This is a genomic window from Chryseobacterium bernardetii (assembly GCF_003815975.1).
GTDB lineage: Bacteria > Bacteroidota > Bacteroidia > Flavobacteriales > Weeksellaceae > Chryseobacterium > Chryseobacterium bernardetii.
In genome coordinates this window covers 3,968,877-3,993,017 of the sequence record NZ_CP033932.1, presented here as the reverse complement: position 1 = coordinate 3,993,017, position 24,141 = coordinate 3,968,877, and the positions used below count along the sequence as shown (strand labels likewise).

Here is a 24,141-nt window from a genome sequence, read left to right as displayed (position 1 = left end):
TTTGTTAATAAATTGTTTAAATAATCAAATTGTTTTGGGCATAATTTTGTGTGTTATGTGATGTTTTTTTAACTAAATCTTTCAGGGTTGAATATCTTTATCTCAACCGTTGGCTTTTGGTCATTGGCAAGCTCAGAAACTGTTTTTCCAAAAATAGGTCCGAGACTTAAGCCCATCATTCCGCCTCCGCCTGCAATAATCAGGTTCTTTAATTTGGAAGACTGTCCCAGATAAGGAAGTCCATCTGGGGCACAAGGTCTGTATCCGAACCATATTTCAGGCTCTTTGGGCAATTTTACCTGAAAATCAGGCATGTATTTGGGGATAGAGTTGATGATTCCCTCTACTCTTTTCATATTCACTTTATCATGATGAGAAGCCAGTTCCATGGTTCCTCCAAAGCGAATCTGTCCATTCATGGGAGTTACGGCTACTCTTGCTTCCAGTAATAATGCCGCATGTTCTAATGTATTAACTGGATTTTCAGGGCTATGCATGAAAGAATAGCCTTTTCCTGGCATGAGCTGAATTTTAATCCCTGCTTTTCGGGCCAGTTCGGGTAAAAATGAACCTCCGGTCATAATGAAACGGTCCGCTGAAAACTTTTTACCATTGGCGATCACTGCTTTAATATTATTTCCAGCGATTTCATACTCTGTTACCTTATGTTGGGTATGGAAAATAACCCCATTGTTTTTAAGGTAAGAGATCATTTGCTTCATTAGTTTTACCGGATTCATATGTCCGTCACATTTGTAATTAATTCCTCCGATGACATCCAGTTGGGCATTGGGTTCCAGTTCCTGAATTCCTTTTTTGTCAAGAATATCAACAGGTAAACCCAAGCTGATAGCTTTATGAGCGAGCTCAGTTTCTTCTTCGGCTACTTTTTCGGTTTTATAGAGCATCAGAATTCCGTTTTGATTCAATTCAAAATCAAATTCTTCTTTTCCTGCAATTTCATTATAAAGACTGCTGCTTGCCAGATTAAGATCCCTGATGGCCTGTGCAGAACGATCTACATGCTTTTGATTGGAATATTTCAGAAATTTTAAGCCCCAGGATAAAAGTTGAGTGCTTAGCGATGGTTTCACATAAAACGGACTTTTACTATCAAACATCCACCGAATACCCTGTGCAACAACTCCGGGAGCGGCCAAAGGAGTAAAATGGCTGGGAACAATCATTCCTGCATTCCCATAAGAGCAATTATTGCCAAGATCATTCTGTTCCAGGATCTCTACCTGCCAGCCTTTTTCCAAAAGATAATAGGCTGAGCTTAATCCTGCGATTCCGGCACCTATAACCAGTGCTTTGCCTTTATTTTGTGTCATAATTCGTTGTAAATTTTACATTACCTGAAATCCTTGCCAGTAAGGATCTTCATCGTCAATAATAATCTGATTATAGCCGGTAATTCTTGCCCAACCTTCTACTGAAGGGATAATAGCAGGTTTACCATCTACAGTAGCTGTTCCTTCAATTCTGCCTATAAACTGGGACCCGATATAGCTTTCATGGATAAACTCTTCGCCTTCCTTTAATTTACCTTTTGCATACCATTGAGCCATTCTTGCTGAAGTTCCGGTACCACAAGGAGAACGGTCTAAAGCATTCTCACCTACTAATACGGCGTTTCTTCCGCTGGCTTTAGGATCTGTAGGATTTCCGGTCCATTGGATATGGCTTAATCCGGAAATATGTTCATTTTCAGGATGAACGAACTGGTATTTTTCGTTAAGCAGTCTTCTTATTATTTTCCCATAGTCAATAAGCTGACTAGCCGAGAAATCAGAAATATCTCTGAAATTTTCCTGAGGGTCAATAATGGCGTAAAAATTTCCACCATAAGCAACATCGGCTTTTATCAATCCAAGATCCGGGCATTCCACTTCAAGGTTTTCAGCATAAAGGAAAGATTTTACGTTGGTTAACTTTACAGATTTTACCTTTTTCCCTTCCTGGATATAATCTATGAGGATTAGTCCTGCTGGTGTTTCAAGGCGAAGTTTTCCCGGGATTTTAGGAACTACCAATCCTTCTTCTATGGCAATGGTAACCGTTCCGATGGTTCCGTGTCCGCACATGGGAAGGCAGCCGCTGGTTTCAATATACAGAACGCCGATATCATTTTGCTCATCAAGAGGTGGATAAAGAATGCTTCCGCTCATCATATCGTGGCCGCGGGGCTCAAACATGAGACCTTTTCGGATCCAGTCGTATTCTTTCATGAAGTGAAGCCTGCGCTCCATCATGGAATTTCCTTTTAAAATCGGCCCGCCACCTGCAACCAGGCGTACCGGACAGCCACAGGTGTGGGAATCTATGCAAAAAAATGTTCTGTTCATACGGTTTCTGGTTTTAATGATCCTGAATTCACTTCTCCATCTACGATTCTGCTGATCTGCAATGGATTTTGATTCTTCAGTTCTTCCGGTAAAAATTCATCCGGCCAGTTCTGAAAAGAAATAGGGCGAACAAATCGTTTTACGGCATCTGGTCCTACGGAAGTAAAACGGGCATCTGTTGTAGAAGGAAACGGCCCACCGTGTTGCATGGCATAAACCACTTCTACTCCGGTAGGCATTCCGTTGAAGAGCAGTCTGCCGCATTTATCTTTCAAAAGGTGAATCAGTTCTGCATTTTCGCGTACATCATCTGAAGTTGCTGCTACTGTAATGGTTAACTGTCCTTTTAAATGTCGAGCGATTTGTACAAGTTCTTCCTGATTTTCACAGGTTACAATGATTCCAAAAGGCCCAAAGACTTCTTCACTTAGTACAGGATTATGGAGGAAGTTTTGAGCATTGGTTTTTATAACCGTAGCACTTCCTTTTCCTTCTTCCTGTTGTTTTGAGGCAATTACTTCAATATCAGGCTGTGTAATGGCTGTTGTTTTATGCTTTTCAAAATTCTCATAGATTCCATTGTGAAGCATATGAGCAGGTGTAACTTCCTGAACTTCATTGTTAACTGCAGAGATGAAACGGTCCAGAGATTTTCCTTTCAAAGCAATAAAAACTCCCGGATTAGTACAGAACTGTCCTACTCCTAATGTTAATGAACTGATATATTCTTTTGCTAAAGCTTCTGCTTTATCTTCAATCAGGTTTTTAAGTGCAAATACAGGATTAATGCTACCCATTTCAGCAAATACCGGAATAGGGTTTTCGCGACGGCTGGCCATATCAAACAAAGCTTTTCCACCATTGAATGAACCGGTAAATGCTACTGCCTGAATTTCTTTGTGCTGCGTTAAGTAAGCTCCGGTTTCATAGGAGGTTTCGGTAATATGACTGAAAATTCCTGCCGGCCATCCGAACTCTTTTACTGCATTTGAGATTGTATCCGCCATCATTTGAGAGGTCTTAGGATGTGCCGGATGTGCCTTTACAATAACAGGACAGCCTGCTCCTATGGCACTCGCGGTATCACCGCCAGCAGTAGAAAAAGCAAACGGAAAATTACTGGCTCCGAAAACCAACACAGGCCCTAGACCAATATTATATTTTCTGAGATCTCCTTTCTGTTTTTCAGGCTGGGCTAGATCAATTCTTGGTTCTGTGTATATTCCTGAGGCTACTGCTTTTGCGTAACTTCTCCATTGTCCTACTGTTCTGGCTTTTTCACCCGTAAGTCTTGCCAGAGGTAATGAAGTTTCAGCATGAGCGGTAGTTAAAAGTTCTTCTCCTAAAGCTTCAATCCGATCGGCCACAGCATTCATCAATGCTGCCCGTTGTTTTATAGTGGTATTCTTCAGGAACTGGTATGCTTCGGAAGCCATCTGAATTCTTACCTCAATGTTTTGTTTTGATGTTTCTTCAATCATAGCTTTTGTTTTGGAATTAGTCTAATGTAGGGCGGTTAGCTCTGCCCTCTTCAATAACCTTATGGATTCTTTCAGCTTCTTCACCCTGAAGTTCAAGGCGTGGTGCTCTTACATACGGATTGCTGATTCCTTCAGCGGTTGCAGCCAGTTTGATATACTGGATAAGCTTAGGATGAATATCTAACTCTAATAATGGCATGAACCATCTGTAAATGGCCACCGCTTTATCATATTGCCCCGCTTTAACATAGTTGTACATGGCCATAGTCTCATGAGGGAAAGCATCTACCAATCCTGCTACCAACCCATCAGCACCAAGCATTAAGGTTTCAAGACAAATGGTATCTACTCCGCCAAGAATTTTGATTCTGTTTCCAAAACGGTTAATCATTCTGGTTACATTGGCCAGATCTCGTGTAGATTCTTTAACAGCCTGAATAGTTGGATACTTAATAAGCTCATCAAACATTTCCAGGGTCACGTAGATTCCGTAATCAACAGGATTGTTATAGATAAGGATAGGAAGATCTGTAGCAGTGGCCACCGCTTTGAAATATTCTACCACTTCGTGGCTGTCGGCTTTGTAACGCATTGGAGGAAGTAACATTAATCCATCAGCTCCCAATTCTTTTGCTTTTTGGGCAAAATGAACCGCATTTTTAGTTGTATTTTCAGAAAGGTTGAGGATAACGGGAATTCTGCCTTTTGTAATTTTTTTAGCATATTGAAGAAGTTCAAATTTTTCTTCAGTTTCCAACGCACTGGCTTCTCCCAATGTTCCGGCAAGGATAATCCCATGAACTCCGGCTTTAATCTGGGCCTCTGTATTGATCGTAAACATTTCAAAATCAATCTTTCCTTCTTTCGTAAAAGGAGTTAATACAGCAGGATAAATACCTTCCCAGTTTAGTTTTGTACTCATATCAAATAATATTTATTCAAAACTAAGTGAATTTTAAAACAGTAAATGTTAATATTTTAATGAATTCTAACCGTATTTTAACATGTTGTTATTCGTGGTCCATCGTTGCTTCTTTATAATGCTTCAGATATTCTTTTGGGGAATATTTCATAATGGATTTAAAAACGCGGTTAAAATTGGTTAAACTATTGAAGCCGCTGTTAAAAGCTACAGAAGAAATGCTGTACATATTGCTGGATGTTAATAATCTGCAGGCTCTTTGTACCCGCAATTCATTAAGATATTGAATATAAGTAATCCTGGTACGTTTTTTAAAGGATCTGCAGAATGCCTGCGGAGTCATACAGGCTTCTTTTGCAATGTTATCTAGGGTAAGCTTATGCTGAGTGAAATTTTTCTTAATATAGTTTTGTGCATCTATAATTCGCTGATCATTGTCTGAAATATGATTAGGAAGGTTCTTTTCTGAAGATAATGGAATATGCAGATGCCTGTTTTGCATCAGGTGGTTGAGGATTTTTATAAAATCTATGATCTGCTCTATTCCCTGTGTTTTCTGTAGGGCAGCCATGCTCCCGGCAACACTTTCTTTTAATTTTGAAACTACCTGGAATCCTACTTTTGAGTGTTCAATAAAGTTTTTAAGCTCTTCAAATTCAGGTAAATCAAAAAAAGCGGATATTTTTTTATCAGGATCGAAGAAAATAGAGATAGCATGAACCTTCTGCTTTTCATTTTCAGCGAAATCCCCCTTAAAAACGTGGGATTGATTGGCTCCAAGATAGAAAATATCTCCGGGCTTAAAGGTGAAGAGGTTTTGTTCTATAGCGAGCGTACCATGCCCTTTAAGGATCCACATGATTTGAGTTTCGGTATGCCTGTGGAAATAAGGATAGAAATTAGGCATAATATCTTCCTGGATGCGGATACTTTTGTTGGTGTCGGCCGGAACTGAGAACTGAAGACTCTTCATACAATCAATACTTTATGGAACTAATGAATAGGAAGGTTAAAATATTGCCGAATTTAAGCAAAATATGAACATTACATATCATATTAAAATCCAAACTTTACATCTTCATTATTTTAATGAATAAAGGACTTCAAATAGTACAAAATCGTAACTTTAACCTTTTAAAATAAAAACTATTCATAAATATATGTTTTCAGCAGAGACTTATCAAAACAGAAGAGCCGTATTGCAGAGTAATGTGGCGGGTGGAATCCTATTGTTTTTAGGAAATATAGAGAATCCTGTAAATTTTGAGCATAATCCTTATTATTTCCGTCAGGACAGTACTTTCCTGTATTATTTCGGAATTCAGGAGCCGAAGATTGCCGCTATTATTGATATTGATGAAAATAAAACCATTATTTTCGGAGATGAACTGAGTATTGATGATATTGTATGGATGGGCAGACAGGAAACCTTGAAAGAAAAGAGTCTGAAAGCAGGTGTAAAGGAAACCCTGCCTTATGCAGAGCTTGCCCAATACGTTTTAAAAGCACAAACATCCGGAAGAAAGGTACATTACCTTCCTCCTTACCAGCCTTCCAATAAAATTTTACTGACAGATCTTTTAGGGATAAAAATCGCAGAATTACAGCCTTCTGTAGAGATGATAAAGGCTGTGGTAAAACAGCGTTCTGTAAAAGAAGCCCAGGAGATTGTACAGATAGAAGAGGCGGTGAATGTATCCAATGAAATGCACCTTTTGGCGATGAGAATGGCCAGACCTGGTGTAAAAGAATATGAAATAGCCAATGCTATTCAATATCTTGCGGCCAATAAAGAATGCCAGATGTCTTATCCTCCCATTGTTACCATAAACGGAGGCATCCTTCACAACCATTACCGTCTTAATACGTTGAAAGAAGGAGATCTTTTCCTTAATGATTCCGGTGCTGAAACGGCGATGGGATATGCAGGTGATTTAACAAGAACATTTCCTGTGAGTAAAACCTTCAGCACTAAACAGAAGGAAATGTATGAAATTGTTCTGAATTCATTTAATAATGCCCACAACCTTTTGAAACCGGGAGTTAAGTTTAAAGATATTTACCTGAAAGCTTCTGAATATCTGGTAGAAGGGCTTGTTGATTTAGGCCTGATGAAAGGGAATCCTGAAGAGGCGGTGAAAAATAATGCCCATACCCTGTTCTTCCAATGTGGATTAGGGCATATGATGGGACTGGATGTACATGATATGGAAGATCTTGGTGAGCAGTACATCGGCTATACAGAAGAAGAACCGAAAGATACCAAAACATTTGGTCTTAAGTCTTTACGTTTAGGAAAAGCTTTAGAATCCGGTTATGTAGTAACGGTAGAACCTGGTATTTATATGATTCCTGAACTGATTGACATCTGGCAGGCTGAAAATAAAAATGCAGAATTTATTAATTATGATAAAGTAAATGAATACAGAAATTTTGGAGGTGTTCGTGTAGAAGACGATTTCCTGATTACAAATGACGGTTACAGGCTTCTTGGAAATGGGTTGATTACAACGGTTGATGAAATTGAAAACTACAGAGCAGAACATTTATATTAATTGAGATATCATCTATGAAGAATATTAAAAAAATTACGGCTATTGCCTTGTATTTTCTGTGTTTTTCGCCATTAGCTGCCCAGAAAACCCAATGGACTCCTGATGGCAATGCTTATTATTCATTTACTAAAAATGGCGTTGGAATTATTGATGTACTGAACCCCGGAAAAGACCAGGCTTTTTTAAGCAATAATGAATTGATTCCTGCCGGAAGCTCTACGGCTCTAGAGGTACAGAGTTTCCAGGTTTCTCCTGACAGCAAAAGTTTGCTGCTTTTCACAAATACCAGGAAAGTATGGCGGGATAATACCCGAGGAGATTACTGGATCTTTGATAAAAATACCAAGAAACTTACCCAGCTTGGAAAAAACTTACCAGAATCCTCATTAATGTTTGCAAAGTTCTCTCCTGATGGTAAAAAAGTAGCTTATGTATCTAAGCATAACATTTATATTGAAGATCTTTCCAATAATCATCTTGCTAAAATTACTGATGATGGTACAGACAGAATGATTAATGGTACCTTTGATTGGGCTTATGAGGAAGAATTCGGTACTCAGGATGGTTTCAGATGGTCGCCGGACGGAAGTAAAATTGCTTACTGGAAACTGGACGCACGAGGAACAAAAAACTTTCTGATGATTAACAATACAGATAGTTTATATTCATTTACCATTCCTGTAGAATATCCGAAAGTGGGTGAAAATCCTTCGGGATGCAGCATCTGGTTCTATGATCTTACCTCAAAGTCTACTAAGAAGGCAGATATCGAAGGTGATGAGGTACAGCATTATATTCCCAGAATGGAATGGGTACTGGATTCCAAATCTATTATTCTGCAGCAGCTGAACAGAAAACAGAATCAGAGTAAAATTATTGTGGTTAATGCTCAGTCAGGAGTCAGCAGAACCATTCATACGGAGACAGATGCTGCATGGATTGATATCAAATCAAGATGGAATGATAATGATCCAAGCGGTTGGGACTGGATCAACAATGGTAAAGAATTTTTATGGCTTTCTGAAAAAGACGGCTGGAGGCATATTTACAAAATAGATATGAGCGGTAAAGAAACTTTGCTTACAAAAGATGCTTTTGATGTCATAAAACCGGAGTTTTTTGATGTTCCGAACAAGCAGATCTACTTTTTGGCTTCTCCTGGTAATGCCACTCAGAAATATCTGTACAAAGTAAGCATGCAAGGCGGCAAAGCTCAAAGACTCACTCCTGAGTCCTACACGGGATCCAATCAGTATATGATATCTCCAAATGGGAAAATCGCGATATTTAACAATAGTAGCGTCAATGCATATTCAGCAGGAGCTGTGGTGTCACTTCCCGAACATAAGGAACTTGTTGCCGCCAAAAGTGCTTCAAAAGCTGATCCTGCAAGCTCTAAAACAGAATTTTTCCAGATCACAACACAGGATGGTGTTGCACTGGACGGGTGGGTTGTAAAACCTAAGGATTTTGATCCTAATAAAAAATACCCGATTGTTTTCATGGTGTATGGCGAACCGGGCTCACAGACAGTAACCGATAATTTCTATACAGGAAAGAATGGTTTGTACATTGGGGATATGGCTCAGGATGGTTACCTGTATGTCTCCCTTGAAAACCGGGGAACGCCTGCTCCCAAAGGACGTGAATGGAGAAAGTCCATTTACCGTAAAATAGGACAGCTCAATATTCGCGACCAGGCGATGGGGGCTAAAGCGTTATTTGCAAGATGGCCTTATGCAGATACTTCCAGAGTGGCTGTATGGGGTTGGAGCGGTGGCGGCTCATCTACATTAAATCTTCTGGGACAATACCCTGATATTTACCAGACGGGAATTGCGATTGCGCCTGTAGCCAATCAATTGTTCTACGACAATATTTATCAGGAACGTTATATGGGACTTCCACAGGAAAACAGGGAAGATTTTGTTAACGGTTCCCCATTGGCTTATGCTAAAAACCTGAAAGGAAACCTTCTATTGGTTCACGGAACCGGTGATGACAATGTACATTACCAGAATACGGAAGTTTATATTAATGAGCTTGTAAAATACAACAAACAGTTTCAGCTGATGTCATATCCTAACAGAACGCACTCTATCAGTGAAGGAGAAGGTACATCACTCCACTTGGCAACAATGTTTACGAAATACCTAAAAGAACATTGTCCTCCTGGAGGAAGATAATGATAAAAAGTCTCACAGGAATGTGGGGCTTTTTTTGTTGGGGTTGGGGCTGGGAGCTGGAAGATGGAAGTATCTGAGGTTGGTAGTGAGATGATCTCCTTTTCATAAATGTTTAAGAGGTTAAAATATTCTCCAGAACTTTTTTATATGCCAATAATAACTTCCTTCTCCCGGCTTTCCCCCTCTCATTTAACAAAATTATCACTAATTTTGAGTGAGAACTATTAAAAACCATCCATTTGAAATTACCACACTCCTATTACTCCAACCAAGATGTTCTTTTTCTGGCTCAGGATCTTCTTGGAAAAGTGCTTTTTACGGATATTGATGGTGCAATAACAGCCGGGATTATTGTAGAAACAGAAGCTTATTTTGGTGTGAAAGATAAAGCTTCTCATGCCTATGGCGGGCGGAGAACCCACAGAACTGAAACATTATACAACCATGGCGGGGTTTCCTATGTGTATTTATGTTATGGAATTCATCATCTTTTCAATGTAGTGACTTCTGTGGAAGATGATCCGCATGCTGTTCTGGTGAGAGCCGTTGAACCATTAATCGGGAAAGAAATTATGGAGCTCAGAAGAAATATGCCGGCTTCCAGAGCTGCGATTTCCTCCGGTCCCGGATCTGCTGCTAAAGCATTGGGAATTGACCGCTCCTTTAATAAAAAGGACCTGAATGGAAATGAAATCTGGATTGAGGATCATGGAATCCGGTATGCTTCTGATGAAATTGTTACGGCCCCCCGTATAGGTGTTGCCTATGCAGAAGAAGATGCTCTGTTACCCTGGCGTTTTTTTGTAAAGGGCAATCCATATGTAAGCAAACCCAGCAAAATATAAATTAAGGCCTTAATTCATGTTATAAAATGAAAAAGAATATTATCAAAACACACCCGCTGCCATTGATAATTCCAAGAATGATAATTGGCTTAATTTTCCTTTCAGAAGGAATACAGAAATTTGTTACCCCTGAAACAGTTGGTCCGGGTCGGTTTGCTAAAATAGGTTTTCAGAATCCTGAATTTTGGGCTGCGTTGGTGGGGCTGGTAGAAATTATATGTGGGGTTTTATTATTAATCGGTTTGTTATCCAGACTGGCCTCTGTATTTTTGCTGATTATTATGGCTGTAGCATTTATTACTACTAAAATCCCAATCCTTAGTGAAAAAGGATTCTGGAGCTTTGCTCATGAATACCGTACTGATTTTGCCATGACCTTATTATTAATTATGCTTCTTTATTTTGGAGGTGGTAATTATTCAGTTGATAAATATATAACAGACAGTGGAGAATAATTGTAGCCTGAAAGAACTGGCCCAACTTTTTCTGAAATTGGGATTTACGGCCTTTGGAGGGCCTGCTGCTCATATTGCTATGATGCAACAGGAAGTTGTTGTGAAAAGAAAATGGATCAGTGAACAACATTTTCTGGATCTGATTGGGGCTACTAATCTTATTCCTGGCCCTAACAGCACAGAAATGGCCATTCACATCGGCTATGATAAAGGGGGATGGAAAGGACTGATAATAGCAGGCTTATGCTTTATTCTCCCTGCAGTTTTTATTACTGGAATATTAGCTGTTTTATATCGTAATTATGGAAAAATCCCTGAAATACAGCCTTTTATTTATGGGATAAAACCAGCCATTATATCCGTTATTATTGGAGCAGTATATCCATTGGCAAAAAAATCGGTAAAATCAATATTTTTATGTGCAATAGGGCTTGTAGTGTTGCTTGCTTCTTTATTCGGTATTAGCGAAATATATTTAATGTTTGGAGCAGGTTCTTTAGCTTATATTTTGTATTTTTTTAAAAACAGCCGTGCTGATACTTTGCAAAGTTTTATACCTTTTGCTTATATCAAAATTTCACAAGTATCTTTCCGGAACACTACAGATGTTGAATTATTTCTGACTTTTTTAAAAATTGGTGCAATACTTTATGGAAGCGGCTACGTACTTTTTGCATTTTTAGATACTGAATTGGTACAAACCGGTTTGCTTTCGAGGACGCAGCTTATAGATGCAATTGCAATTGGACAGTTCACTCCAGGACCCGTTTTCTCATCAGTTACTTTTATAGGTTATCAGATTAACGGCCTGTCGGGGGCAATTGTTTCAACAATAGCAATATTTCTTCCTTCTTTTGTATTTGTAGCACTTTTAAATCCGTTAGTTAAAAAAATGCGCAATTCAAAAGGATTATCAGTATTTCTAGATGCTGTAAATGTAGCATCGGTAGCAATTATAGTATCTGTTTGTTTGACAATGGGTAAAGAAGCTATTACTGATTGGCGGGCTATTGTAATAGCAATTCTAAGTGGTATTATGGTTTTTAAATATAAAAAAATCAATAGTGCAATTGTTGTTGCAGGTGGTGCATTGTTGGGTTTTATCCTATTTCAATTTTAGGGTTTAAATATGAAATTCTGTGTTAACATCGCGGAAAAGTAATATTGAAGTAATTGTTTCCACAATAGTTCTTTTCACATTCTTTTTATATATTTTTTTTAAAGTAAAAGTGCCTAAATCTCACTTTATTAGGGATGTACCATATCTTTTTTACCTATACCCTTTTATTAATTAATTGTTATTAAAAGAAATTGAAAATTTAACATTTAAATTATTCCCTTAAATGTGATTTTTTATAGATTTAATTCTTATTTTTACGGCATTAATTAAAGAATTTAATAAAAGCTGGCTTAAAAAAACTTATACTTAATCGGGAGTTCTCATTGTTCCCTCCAATGTCCTTCCGGTAATGATGAAAAGTTATATCGGCCCCGATTCTAATACACAAATAACAGTTTAATGTAAAAAGAGTGGCCATCCTGACCACTCTTTTGTATAATTATTCTTTTTGAGATTAATGCTTGCTTAGATTCTTTCTTAGAAACTCTTCCAGCTCCTTTTCATGAAGGTTTTTAGCAATGATTGTCCCTTCTCCGTTAATGATGACGTTAAAAGGAAGCTCATCTATCTCATATGCTTTAGCAACAGGGCTTTTCCAGAATTTTAAATCACTGACCTGTATCCAGTTGATATTAAACCGTTCTATAGCTTTCTGCCAGCTTTCTTTGTTTTTATCCAAAGAAACTCCTACAATTTCAAATTGATTGGCTTTCACCTGTTCTGAGTAGGCATCATACAGTTTTTTCAATTCAGGCTGTTCTCCTACACAAGGAGCACACCATGTAGCCCAAAAGTCAATAAGAACCAATTTCCCTTTTAAGCTTGAAAGGGAAAACGGTGTTCCATCCGGTTTAGACATTGTTATTTCAGGAGCCTTCTTTCCTGTTTCAATCTTATTTTGAGCGAATGTAAATCCTGAGAAAAGGATTAAAAACAATATGGTAAAATTCGTTTTCATATTAATCATTTGTTGGATAATCCTTGTCCAGCCAATCTGTTTTTATATTTTTAGGAAGGTTTAAAAGTTTGGCATTTCTGAATCCCATTTCCATCAATAGATTAAATGCCGGACGGATATTCGGGCATTTTACAAAAGGACAGCATCCGCAGTAGATTACAATTTTCTTATTTTTAGGAATATTTTTAAGATAATTTCTTAATTTTTCCAGATTTTCAGGCTCATGGGTTGGGCCTATGTCTACAGATCCTTTGATGATTGCCTCAGGTCCTACTGAAATAATCAGTAAATCCTTGGTTTTTTGCTTTACAATTCTTGAGGCTAATAATGTAGGATCCATCAGCTGGCTGTCCTTCCATGGATTCTGTGTTTGCTGTGCCTGACTGAAAATGGAGCAGACAAAGCACACCATGATAAACAAATACTTCATACTTCTATTTTTCACAAATATAAATGATTTGCTTAATTTTAAAGGTGGAAGATTTAAATTCTTCCATCGTGATATGATTTTAGCAAAGATAGGACTTCAAATGAATCCTCTTTTGTATTTTAGCCGCGGAAACAAATCATACTTCATAATTGACAGTCGTTTCAATAATTTAAAGTATCCTTTCATACTATGAAAATCAATCTTCCCGGTCATTGGTCAGACTTTATAAATGTTTTTATTAAAAAATATAATGAAGAAATTGTTTATGATATAGTGCATGTATTCCGTACTGAAGAAGAAATTAGGGAGCGTTATGATACCTATGAGTTTGAAGACTTTCTTCCGGATTATATTCCGGTTGCAGATGATTCTGGCGGACAGGTGGCTGTTATTTCAAAAAATAATAGGGATACAAAAGTGTATCTGAGCTCATACGGTGTATTGCAGAAAGAAAACTTAGAGATTTTAGACCGGGATCTGATGCACTGGATGCAGATAAAATTTCCTTTTGAAAGAAAAGGAAATACAATCTCACCTATAGGAATTGAGGAAAGAGAACAGGAAAACACTTCATGGTTTCAAAAAATATCTTCATTTCCTGCCATTATTGAGTTTTTAAAGGCATCTATAAGTATTCCGGGGCTTGGATTACCGGAAAATTATGCCTCTCCAGAGTATATTTATTACTTTCAGGATGGATACCACTATAATTCTGCAGAGAATAAAATTCTGACAAGTGATGCTCCGGGAGAAATGAAACCAGGCTGGATTGTTTTAGCTTCTAATTATTTTGCAGACCCTTTTTTTATTGATCTGAATGAAGATGAAAATGATTTTCCTGTTTATTTTGCCTATCACGGGCAGGGAAAATGGACGCCTCTAAAAATAGCTGAAAGTTTAAGTATATTTCAGAAAATACTGCAGGATATTCAGGATATAAGATGGAATAAAGCTGAATTAATTGAATATTTTGATAAAAATATAGATCTTGAAACCTCTTTATGGAAGGAAGTATATGCAAATATTGCAGAGGAAGAAGAAGGAGAACCGGAACCTGTAAATAATTATGAATTAGGCCCCGAAGTCAGTTTATACATTACAGATATCGGCCCCAACAAAATGAAGGTTATTGCATTATTGAAGAAAAAGTTTAGTCTCTCCGGAACAGAAGCTCTTGAAATCAGTAAAAAACCTAAAATATTGTTCAGAACCGGTTACAGCATGTGGCTTGAATATGACCGTAAGCAATTGGAAGAACTTGGCGCAAAGGTTGAATTTGAGGCTTTGGGCTGAAATTACTCACCAGTTTTACAGGTTTCCGGGTATTATTATAATTTATTTTTATTTTTGAAAGTGTTTTATTCATTGAAGTACAAATAATTTATACATTTATATCAAGTATTGTAAATCAAAAAACACCTTTATCATGGAAGAAACATTCCAACCAGATGCCATTATCATAGGAACCGGATTGGCAGGGCTTACTGCAGCTATGGAAATCACCAATGCCGGGAAAAAAGTACTTTTACTGGACCAGGAAACTGAGCAAAATATTGGTGGACAGGCTTTCTGGTCCTTTGGTGGACTCTTCCTTATCAATTCTCCTCAACAACGAAGGATGGGAATCAAGGATTCTTATGAGCTGGCCTTACAGGACTGGAAAGGGACAGCAGGCTTTGACCGTGAAGAAGATTACTGGCCCCGCAAATGGGCCGAAGCTTATTTAAAGTTTGCAGCAGGAGAAAAATACAAATATATTTCCAGGCTTGGGATTAAGCTGATGTTTATGGTAGGTTGGGCAGAACGTGGTGACGGATCAGCTAGCGGACATGGAAACTCTGTTCCCCGTTTTCATGTAAGCTGGGGAACCGGAACAGGTGTGGTGAAGCCATTTGTGGAAAAAGCATATCAGGCAAAAGAGAAAGGATTATTGCAAATGAAGTTCCGGCACAGAGTTACAGAACTGATTGTAGACAAAGGAAAAATAACCGGTTTAAAAGGTGACATTCTGGAAAATGATACTCAGGAAAGAGGTGCTGCTACCAATAGAAATATCATTTCTCAATTTGAATATTCCGCTCCTCATATCATCATTGCTTCAGGAGGAATTGGGGCTAATCACGAGTTGGTAAGGAAAAACTGGCCTGAAAGATTAGGAAAACCTCCGGAAAGTATGGTTTGCGGAGTTCCGGCTTATGTAGATGGTAAAATGATCAGTATTGCCGAAGATGCAGGTGCGAATATTATTAATCGCGACAGAATGTGGCATTATACGGAAGGTTTACAAAACTGGAATCCCATCTGGCCTAATCATGGGATAAGGATATTGCCGGGACCTTCCCCGCTTTGGTTTGATGCCAAAGGAAAACGTTTACCTGCTCCTTTCCTTCCTGGATTTGATACACTGGGAACTTTGAAATATATTCAGGATACAGGTTATTCTTATTCGTGGTTTATTCTGACACAAAAAATTATCAAAAAGGAATTTGCACTTTCAGGCTCAGAGCAGAATCCTGATATTACGAATAAAGACTATGCCCTTTTTCTTAAACGTATTTTTGGAAAAAAGGCACCCGGTCCTGTAGAAGCTTTTAAAGAACATGGCAAAGATTTCATTGTTGCGGATAATCTTAAAGATCTGGTGGATAAAATGAATCTGCTGTCTGGAGATCACCTTCTGAACTATGAAAAAATAAGATCTCAGATTGAAGCCAGAGACAGAGAACTTGATAATAAATTTTCAAAAGACACACAGGTGAATTATATCAGAAGTACCAGAAGTTATTTAGGAGACAAATTGGGAAGAGTGGCTGCTCCCCATAAAATCCTTTCTCCTGAAAACGGGCCTTTAATTGCTGTAAAGCTGAATATTCTAACCCGGAAAACACTGGGCGGTATAAAAACCAATCTGAACGGACAGGTGTTAAGAGAAGACGATAGTATTATTGAAGGACTCTATGCTGCAGGGGAAGCGGCAGGTTTTGGCGGTGGCGGAATGCATGGCTACAGAGCGCTGGAGGGAACATTCCTCGGCGGGTGTATTTTCTCAGGAATGAAAGCCGGAAAATATATTGCAGGATTAAATAAAGATCATTCAATTTAAAATAGCCATAATGAGCAATTATTATAACGATAAGGTGATCTGGATTACAGGAGCATCATCAGGAATTGGGGAAGCCCTGGTAAAAGAATTGGTTCAAAAAAGCAATGCAAAAGTTATTCTTTCGTCCAGAAACGGACAGCAGCTTTATGAAGTGGCAGAAAGTGCCGGACTTACAGTTAGCCGGTATGCTGTAATTCCTTTGGATCTGAAAAATTATAAAGAAATGCCTGAGATAGCAGCTAAAGCCGTAGCTGCCTTTGGAAAAATAGATATTCTCATCAATAATGCAGGATTATCCCAGCGCTCTCTTGCCATAGAAACAGATATAGAAGTAGACAAGCGTTTAATGGATGTTGATTTTATAGGAACAGTGGCACTAACCAAAGCTGTTATCCCTTATATGATTCAAAATAAAGGAGGTCATATTGCGGTAGTCTCAAGTCTTATGGGGATATTCGGAGCGCCCATGCGTAGTGGCTATGCTGCGGCAAAGCATGCTCTTCATGGGTTCTTTGATGCTCTGCGTGCAGAATTGTACGCTCAAAATATTTTGATAACCATTATTTGTCCCGGATTTATACAAACCGATATTTCCATTCATGCGGTAACCGGTGACGGTTCATCTCAGGGAACGATGGATGATGCTACAATGAAAGGAATGCCTGTAGATATTTTTGCTAAAAAAATGCTGAACGCTATCGAAAAAAAGAAAAACCAGAAAGTCATTGGCGGCAAAGAAGTATTGGGCGTTTATCTGAAAAGGTTCTTCCCTGCCCTGCTGGCAAAAGTAATCAGGAAGGCAAAAGTAGTCTGAAAGGATTTCTATAAAGAATAAAATAAATAAGCTGTTGGTAATACTATAAAAACCACACGGGAAGTGTGGTTTTTATGAATATTAATTTGATGTATACCATTACTGAGGGACCTCTGCTTTTTCATAGATCAGACCTTCAGCTTTCAGTTCCTGCCAAAAACCCAGAGGGATCTGAGCGTGAAGTGCCTGTACGTTATTCTGCACCTGTTCAGGCTTACTGGCGCCCGGAATGATAGACACAAATTCTTCAGATGCCAATACAAAATGAAGGGCAGCATCTACAATATTGATCTTATATTTCTCTGCAATAGCCATAATTCTTGCCCTTTTTTGTTCCATTCCTTTCGGAATCACATCCTTATAATTATACCGCTCTTTTCCCGTAACATACCCTGAATTATATCCTGCTCCAGAAACCAATTGCACTCCTGCTTTTTTAACAGCAGGAAGAAGTCTGTCTACAGCATCTTCATGTTCCAATATAGAATATTGTGTGGCAGAGAGGCAAATGTCAGGGTCTGCAGATTCAATACAGTCCAGAATAGGTTCAATTTTGTTGACACCCATTCCCCAGGCTTTGATAACCCCTTCATTCCGAAGTTCTGAAAGCACTTTAAATGCTCCTTCCCTAGCCTGTTTCAGGAAATAAGGATAGCGGTCGCCTACCTGGTCTTCAGACAGATCATGAATATAGACGATGTCAATATGATCCAGACCCGTTCTTTGGAGACTTTCGTCAATAGATCGTTTTACAGCATCTGCTGTATAATTGTGCTCGAAATCATAGTTCAGAGGATTTTTCCACATTGTAGGCGGTACTTCAGATTCAGGAACCTGCCGGAAGAGTCTTCCTACTTTTGTTGAAAATATAAATTCATCGTGATCTTTATCTTTAAGAAAATCACCGAATCTTCTTTCGCTTTTGGTAAGGCCATACCACGGGGAAGTATCATAATATCTTATTCCGGAGTTCCAGGCTGTTTGAAGAATGTTATGGGCTTCTTCATCCGTAATGTTCTCAAAAGCAGTTCCTATAGCAACCCCTCCTATTCCTAATCTGTGTTTTTCTGTTAAAAGCAGCGTTTTCATATTGATAAATTTTATGGTGTTTTATATACGCTGCAAACATCATGCAGACCTAAAAAGAAAAGGCGGTAATAGTATTGTGTGCTTTTTCAGGCAGTTAAACAGGCTCTGAAAAATAAGATAAGAGGGTTTAATATTATGTTAAATATTTGTAATTGCCTCCTTTTGGTCTTGTAATTGAATGATTTAGGCTACACCATTTCAATATCACTTCATATGAAAAAGCACATTCTAATCGTAGGAGGAGGATTTGCGGGTATTAACCTTATCAAATCCCTCAGAAACGACAGCCGCTTCAGAATTACCCTGGTAGATAAAAACAATTATCACTTTTTTCCGCCATTGATCTATCAGGTAGCCACTTCTTTCATTGAAGCTTCCAACATCAGCTATCCTTTCCGGAAACTGTTTTCCAGTAATAAACATGTCAATTTTCATATGGGAAGCCTGCTGAAGATCAATGCTGAGGATAAAACCATAGAAACGGATACCGGAATTCTCAGCTATGATTATCTGGTATTGGCTTTGGGTACAGAATCCAATTTCTTCGGAATGGAAAATGTAAGAAAACATGCTCTTCCGATGAAGACTATAGAAGAAGCTCTTTACCTGAGAAATCATATCCTGTTAACCCTTGAAGAAGCAGCCCGCAATAAAGATATAAAACAGGCCGAAAAGCTTCAGAACATTGTTATTGCAGGGGGTGGCCCTACAGGAGTGGAACTGGCGGGAATGTTGGCGGAAATGGGGAAATATATTGCTCAAAAAGAATATCCGGAAATTAAATTAGGGCTTTCCAACCTATATCTGGTGGATGCTCTTCCTACCCTCCTTTCTCCTATGAGCGATATGGCTAAAAAAACAGCGTATGAAACCCTCAGAGAATTAGGAGTTAAGATCATCCTGAACGTATCTGTAAAAGATTATGTAGATTGTAAAGTTATCTTAAGCGACGGCAGAGCTATTGAAACAGAAACCCTGATCTGGACTTCCGGTGTAATAGGCCGTGAGGTTCCGGGCCTACCTGAAAAAAGCATTGGCAAAGGAAGAAGAATCCTTGTAGATGCCTATAATAAAGTAGAGGAAACCGACAATATATATGCCCTGGGAGATCTATGTCTGATGCTTTCTGAGAAAAAATATCCTAATGGGCATCCCCAGCTCGCTCAGGTAGCTATTCAGCAGGGAAAAAATCTGGCTGCCAATTTTAAACGGATTGAGGATGAGAAGGTGTTGGAACCTTTTCAGTATCATGACAAAGGAAGCATGGCAATTATCTCTAAATACAATGCAGTAGTGGATCTTCCCAAGCATTCTTTTAATGGATTTTTAGCTTGGCTTACCTGGCTTTTTATTCATATTATCCCTCTGATCGGTTTTAAGAATAAACTTCAGCTTGCTTTTGACTGGTTCCGTTTATTTATTACCAATAATCCTTCCATCAGACTGATTCTTTATCCGAAAAGAAATACTGAAAACGGATCTTCCTGAATTCAGTTGAAGAAGATTACTAACACTTAAACCCATTGATATGAAAAATCGTAGAAAACCTCCGTTTTTCGGAGAAACAGTTGTTATTACCGGAGCCTCAAGCGGGATTGGTAAAGCCACAGCAGAAGCTTTTGCTGAACAGGGTGCCGATCTTGTTTTGGCCGCCCGTAATGAAGAAGCTCTGAAAGAAACTGCTGAAATATGCAGAAGCCTGGGAGTAGCCGTTCTTGCTGTTCCTACTGATGTTTCTGTAGCAGAAGAAGTGGCTCATCTTGTGAATGAAGCGCTTCAGTTCAGTGGCAAAATTGATTATTGGGTGAATAATGCAGGTGTTCTGGCATTTGGAAAATTCGAAGAGATCCCGGTGGATGTTACCGATCAGATTATTAAGACCAATCTTTTGGGGTATATGCATTCGGCGCATGCAGTATTACCGGTTTTCAAACGCCAGAAAAAAGGAGTATTGCTCAATAATATTTCAATTGGCGGATGGATGCCGGCCCCTTACGGAACGGCTTATACCGCTTCAAAATATGGCATCAGGGGAATGACTGAAACCCTGCAGGGCGAAGTTTCTGATTTTCCGGATATTCATATCTGTGCGTTGTATCCGGGATTTCAGAAATCCTCAGGAATTGAACATGCTGCCAATTATTCAGGCATAAAACTCAGTACACCTCCTCCATCATTTGATCCCAGAAAGTTGGCTGCTTCTATTGTAAAAACAGCAAAGAATCCTCAGGAAGCATCTTATCCGGATTGGTCTTCCATAGTTTTTAAAGGTTTATATGAAATGTCTCCGGGATTAATCAGATATGTTTCTTCAGCAGTAATGCGGATGGTAATGAAAAAAGCGAATAAAGATCAGCGTTCGGGGGGAAATGTACTGGAACCTTCAAAAGGAAATATGGGAATTGACGGAAAATCGTTATTTTCTGTTTCTGCTAAGCCCCTGATATGGACTGCCGCCGGAATTTTAGGCATTGTTACTGTCAAATTTCTGTTTTCGGGAATTTCTAAAAGGGTTAATGAAGCTTAATTTAAAAAAATAGACCAGCTACAATGTTGAATCTTGTCAGAATTGTAGCTGTTTTTTTATGATTTTAAATGCTGTCTGAAGTAAAACGGATTAAGTATAAGATCAGTCATATATTCTATTTTGTTGTCCCTGGAAAACTTTTAAAATATCTTTTGGGAAAATTTTTATCAGATATTTCATAAATTTACAGAGCTGTTTCAAATTGAGACCCGCATTAAAATTCTTCCCAGGTGAAAATTCACAACAAAAAAAAGTACCTAAGCTTTCTAAAATTTAAAAGAGATTTCCAGAAATACGGACTGGAAAAAGCCCGTAGCTATGAGCTTATTCTGCACTGGCTGAATAACAGATTAAGCCGGAATCAGTTTCTTGTGCTTTCCGGAATTCTTGTAGGCTGTACTGCAGGATTGGCCGGGGTAATCCTGAAAACACTGGTGCATAACATCCACTATTTCATCACCAATAAAGTTCACTTTGAATATCAGATTCTTTTCTATATTGTTTTCCCATTTTTAGGAATTGTTCTTACTACTTTGATCGTTTTGACGCTATTTAAAGGACAGGACAGAAAAGGAATCGGTGCTATCCTCTACGAAATTGCCCAGAATTCGAGTATTGTAGCCTCGGTTAAAATGTATTCCCAGGTAATCCAGAGCGCAGTTACTGTCGGGCTGGGAGGATCTGCCGGACTGGAAAGTCCTATTGCAGTTACGGGTGCAGCCATAGGATCAAATTATGCGCAGACTTACAGACTGAATTATAAAGAACGTACGTTATTGCTTGCTGCAGGAGCTACTGCGGGAATTGCCTCTGCTTTCAATGCTCCTATTGCCGGGATTATGTTTGCTTTTGAAATCCTGCTGACCGGAGTGGTTTTTACCGATTTTATTCCATTAGTGGTTGCAGCAGTCTGCGGGAGTCTTTTATCCAGAATTCTGCTTCAGGAAGATGTCCTTTTCAGGTTTTATACCAGAGAAGCCTTTAATTATAAAAATGTACCGTACTATCTTATTCTTGGAATTGTAACTGGTTTATATGCCAGATATTTCGTTATTATTTCGCAAAAAGTAGAACATTTTATAAAAGGACTTCAGCTTTCTAAAATGCGTAAAGCCATGTTCGGAGGGGCGGTACTTTCCCTGCTTTGTGTATTGTTTCCACCTTTATTCGGAGAGGGATATGATACCGTGAAAGCTTTTACTAACGGAAATACCCATTCCATTATTGAAAACAGTCTTTTCAGATATTTTGAAATTGGAGAGTGGACGATTATCATATTTTTAGTGCTTGTCCTGTTATTAAAAGCTTTTGCCACATCTTTCACCATATTCAGTGGCGGGAATGGAGGAAATTTTGCTCCTTCCCTTTTTGCAGGCGGAACTTTAGGATATCTTTTTGCCCTGGTATGCCAGCACATAGGATTTACGGATGTTCCGGTAACAAATCTTGTATTGGTAGGAATGGCCGGAGCTATGAGTGGTGTTATGTATGCGCCGCTTACCGCCATATTCCTGATTGCGGAATCCAGTTTTGGTTATGATCTTTTTATTCCGCTGATGATTGTTTCCATTATATCTTATCTTATTGCCAAATGGTTCTCTCCAATCTCTCCGGAACTGAAATCTCTTGCCGATGAAGGAAAGATTTTTACCAATAAGCACGATAAAAACCTTCTTTTTGCTTTAAGAACAGATGATTTTATCGATAAATATTCACAGACGATTCAGGAAAATGCCTCTATTACAGATCTTTTCGAAATGGTAAAGAGCGGAGATAAGAATATTTTTGCGGTAGTGGATGATTCCAGAACATTAAAAGGGGTTCTGACGCTTGATGATATAAGGCCTTATCTTTTTAACAAAGAAATTGATGCTTCTCAGGCGGTAGTTCAGATTATGAAGGCTCCGCCGGCAGTACTTCATCCGGAAAATAAGCCGTTAGATATCCTCCAGACCTTTGATGATACGGGGGTATGGAATCTTCCGGTGGTGAATGAGAAAAACGGTTTTATAGGATTTATTTCCAAATCTTCTATTCTGATGAGCTATAGACAGTTACTGAAGGAATATTCGGATTAAATAATAACCATTCCGTAAAATCTAAAATTGTAATCAAACAGTTTAATAGTAACTTAAAATAACTTAAGTGTTAAAAAAACAAATCCGTTCAAATTAGTATTGAACGGATTTGTTTTATTTGATAAAGGGTTGAAATTAATGACTTACTTTATTGAGCAAATCAATATCTTCCTGATCTAAAATAAGCTTCGGTGCGTTGAAAAGTGTTTCAAGCTGTGAAGAACTTGTAGCACTTACAATAGGAGCCGTAACCAACGGATTGGACAATAACCAAGCTAAAGCTACTGTTCCCTGATTGCTGTGATGTTTTGCACTCACCTGATCTAATGCTTTTAGAACTTCCAGTCCCTTCGGATTTAAATATTTTCTTACGCCTTCTCCTCTTGCACTTTTAGCTAAATCTGCTTCATCACGGTATTTTCCTGTTAAGAATCCTGCAGCCAGTGACCAGTAGGGAAATACACTCAGGTTAAACTGTTCTGCCAAAGGAGCATAGTTTTTTTCAAAACCTTCTCTTTCCAATAAGTTATAATGAGGCTGTAAGGCAACATATTTAGGAAGGTTATTCTTTTCAGAAGCTTCAAAAGATGCTTTTAAGCGTTCAGGAGAAAGATTGGATGCTGCAATATAACGTACTTTTCCGGCTTTAATGATTTCGTCATACGCTGATAATGTTTCCTCTACCGGGGTTATATTATCATCAAAATGGGTATAATAAAGATCAATATGATCGGTCTGAAGCCTTTGCAGCGATTCATCTACTGATTTCAGGATATGCTTTTTGCTGATATCATAGCCATGCTCTTTGGTTTCGGAACCTACTTTGGTTGCCAGAACAATATCCTTACGGTTATTGCGGCTTTTCATCCATTTTCCTATGATCTCTTCAGACTGGCCTCCTTTTCCATTTACCCACCATGAATAAGTGTCTGCTGTATCTATAAAGTTGAATCCGGCTTGTGTAAACTGATCCAGTATGTCAAATGACTGTTTTTCATCCAGTGTCCACCCAAAGACATTTCCTCCGAAATTAACAGGAGCTACTTCCAAATCAGTGTTTTTAATCTTTCTTTTTTCCATAAAAATAATTTTACTAACTGATATCTAAGGTAAGGAATATTGTACTGTATGGCTATTCAAAATAACCATACGATGTATAGTTATTATAAATGGAAAGCCAATAGCTTTTACATAATGTGTAACAGCCATATTATTTATCATTCCGTAGGA

Annotated in this window: 20 protein-coding genes; 11 read left to right on the top strand and 9 right to left on the bottom strand. The window is 38.4% G+C overall.

From position 1 onward, the window contains the following. Positions 1-68: 68 nt before the first annotated feature. The 5 genes from EG339_RS18125 to EG339_RS18105 form a co-directional block, all read right to left on the bottom strand. A complete protein-coding gene (locus tag EG339_RS18125) occupies positions 69-1,334 on the bottom strand; it encodes an NAD(P)/FAD-dependent oxidoreductase (protein ID WP_123871331.1) in 1,266 nt (421 codons plus the stop codon). A 15-nt stretch (positions 1,335-1,349) separates the two neighbouring features. Next, positions 1,350-2,348, bottom strand: a complete 999-nt coding sequence (locus EG339_RS18120; protein WP_123871330.1) for a 4-hydroxyproline epimerase — start codon at positions 2,346-2,348, stop codon at positions 1,350-1,352. Then, positions 2,345-3,829: an aldehyde dehydrogenase (NADP(+)) gene (locus tag EG339_RS18115; protein WP_123871329.1), complete on the bottom strand. Its 1,485-nt coding sequence runs from the start codon at positions 3,827-3,829 to the stop codon at positions 2,345-2,347. Before EG339_RS18115 ends, EG339_RS18120 begins: the two co-directional genes overlap by 4 nt. A 16-nt stretch (positions 3,830-3,845) precedes the next feature. Then, a complete protein-coding gene (locus EG339_RS18110; RefSeq protein ID WP_123871328.1) occupies positions 3,846-4,751 on the bottom strand; it encodes a dihydrodipicolinate synthase family protein in 906 nt (301 codons plus the stop codon). An 88-nt stretch (positions 4,752-4,839) separates the two neighbouring features. Beyond that, complete coding sequence (locus EG339_RS18105) at positions 4,840-5,724, bottom strand: AraC family transcriptional regulator (RefSeq protein ID WP_123871327.1); 885 nt, start codon at positions 5,722-5,724, stop codon at positions 4,840-4,842. A gap of 187 nt (positions 5,725-5,911) precedes the next feature. Here EG339_RS18105 and EG339_RS18100 point away from each other — a divergent pair, with 187 nt between their 5' ends. The 5 genes from EG339_RS18100 (at position 5,912) to chrA (ending at position 11,912) form a co-directional block, all read left to right on the top strand. Continuing rightward, entirely contained in the window at positions 5,912-7,306 is a 1,395-nt protein-coding gene (locus tag EG339_RS18100) for an aminopeptidase P family protein (protein ID WP_123871326.1), read from the top strand. Positions 7,307-7,320: 14 nt separating this feature from the next. Beyond that, complete coding sequence (locus EG339_RS18095; RefSeq protein WP_123871325.1) at positions 7,321-9,492, top strand: S9 family peptidase; 2,172 nt, start codon at positions 7,321-7,323, stop codon at positions 9,490-9,492. A gap of 239 nt (positions 9,493-9,731) precedes the next feature. Further along, on the top strand, positions 9,732-10,337 hold the full coding sequence (locus EG339_RS18090) for a DNA-3-methyladenine glycosylase (protein ID WP_123871324.1): 606 nt from the start codon (positions 9,732-9,734) through the stop codon (positions 10,335-10,337). Between the two features lie 26 nt (positions 10,338-10,363). Continuing rightward, entirely contained in the window at positions 10,364-10,792 is a 429-nt protein-coding gene (locus EG339_RS18085; protein WP_123871323.1) for a DoxX family protein, read from the top strand. Next, positions 10,782-11,912 (top strand): chromate efflux transporter, encoded by a 1,131-nt coding sequence (gene chrA / locus EG339_RS18080; protein WP_123871322.1) that lies wholly within the window; start codon positions 10,782-10,784, stop codon positions 11,910-11,912. Before EG339_RS18085 ends, chrA begins: the two co-directional genes overlap by 11 nt. A 454-nt stretch (positions 11,913-12,366) precedes the next feature. Here the strand turns inward: chrA and EG339_RS18075 are convergent, their stop codons facing one another. Together EG339_RS18075 and EG339_RS18070 are read right to left on the bottom strand one after the other, a co-directional pair. Then, entirely contained in the window at positions 12,367-12,870 is a 504-nt protein-coding gene (locus EG339_RS18075) for a TlpA family protein disulfide reductase (protein WP_228459649.1), read from the bottom strand. A gap of 1 nt (position 12,871) precedes the next feature. Then, on the bottom strand, positions 12,872-13,300 hold the full coding sequence (locus tag EG339_RS18070; protein WP_123871320.1) for a rhodanese-like domain-containing protein: 429 nt from the start codon (positions 13,298-13,300) through the stop codon (positions 12,872-12,874). Positions 13,301-13,489: 189 nt separating this feature from the next. On the opposite strand from EG339_RS18070, the gene EG339_RS18065 reads away from it, so the two are divergent. From EG339_RS18065 to EG339_RS18055, 3 genes are all read left to right on the top strand, one after another. Beyond that, a complete protein-coding gene (locus EG339_RS18065; protein ID WP_123871319.1) occupies positions 13,490-14,593 on the top strand; it encodes an SMI1/KNR4 family protein in 1,104 nt (367 codons plus the stop codon). Between the two features lie 133 nt (positions 14,594-14,726). Beyond that, the gene (locus tag EG339_RS18060; protein WP_123871318.1) at positions 14,727-16,403 is read left to right on the top strand and encodes an FAD-binding dehydrogenase; all 1,677 of its coding nucleotides are present in this window, start codon (positions 14,727-14,729) and stop codon (positions 16,401-16,403) included. Between the two features lie 10 nt (positions 16,404-16,413). Then, the gene (locus tag EG339_RS18055; RefSeq protein ID WP_123871317.1) at positions 16,414-17,217 is read left to right on the top strand and encodes an SDR family oxidoreductase; all 804 of its coding nucleotides are present in this window, start codon (positions 16,414-16,416) and stop codon (positions 17,215-17,217) included. 99 nt (positions 17,218-17,316) lie between these two features. On the opposite strand, the gene EG339_RS18050 is transcribed toward EG339_RS18055, so the two are convergent. After that, entirely contained in the window at positions 17,317-18,306 is a 990-nt protein-coding gene (locus EG339_RS18050; RefSeq protein WP_123871316.1) for an aldo/keto reductase, read from the bottom strand. Positions 18,307-18,519: 213 nt separating this feature from the next. Between EG339_RS18050 and EG339_RS18045 the strand changes: the two genes are divergently transcribed. The 3 genes from EG339_RS18045 to EG339_RS18035 all read left to right on the top strand — a co-directional run bounded on the left by EG339_RS18045 (position 18,520) and on the right by EG339_RS18035 (position 22,911). After that, the gene (locus tag EG339_RS18045; RefSeq protein WP_123871315.1) at positions 18,520-19,794 is read left to right on the top strand and encodes an NAD(P)/FAD-dependent oxidoreductase; all 1,275 of its coding nucleotides are present in this window, start codon (positions 18,520-18,522) and stop codon (positions 19,792-19,794) included. 40 nt (positions 19,795-19,834) lie between these two features. Further along, positions 19,835-20,833: an SDR family oxidoreductase gene (locus EG339_RS18040; RefSeq protein WP_123871314.1), complete on the top strand. Its 999-nt coding sequence runs from the start codon at positions 19,835-19,837 to the stop codon at positions 20,831-20,833. 230 nt (positions 20,834-21,063) lie between these two features. Next, positions 21,064-22,911 (top strand): chloride channel protein, encoded by a 1,848-nt coding sequence (locus EG339_RS18035; protein ID WP_123871313.1) that lies wholly within the window; start codon positions 21,064-21,066, stop codon positions 22,909-22,911. A gap of 135 nt (positions 22,912-23,046) precedes the next feature. Here EG339_RS18035 and EG339_RS18030 read toward each other — a convergent pair whose 3' ends face one another. After that, positions 23,047-23,991, bottom strand: a complete 945-nt coding sequence (locus EG339_RS18030; protein WP_123871312.1) for an aldo/keto reductase — start codon at positions 23,989-23,991, stop codon at positions 23,047-23,049. Positions 23,992-24,141 lie beyond the last annotated feature (150 nt).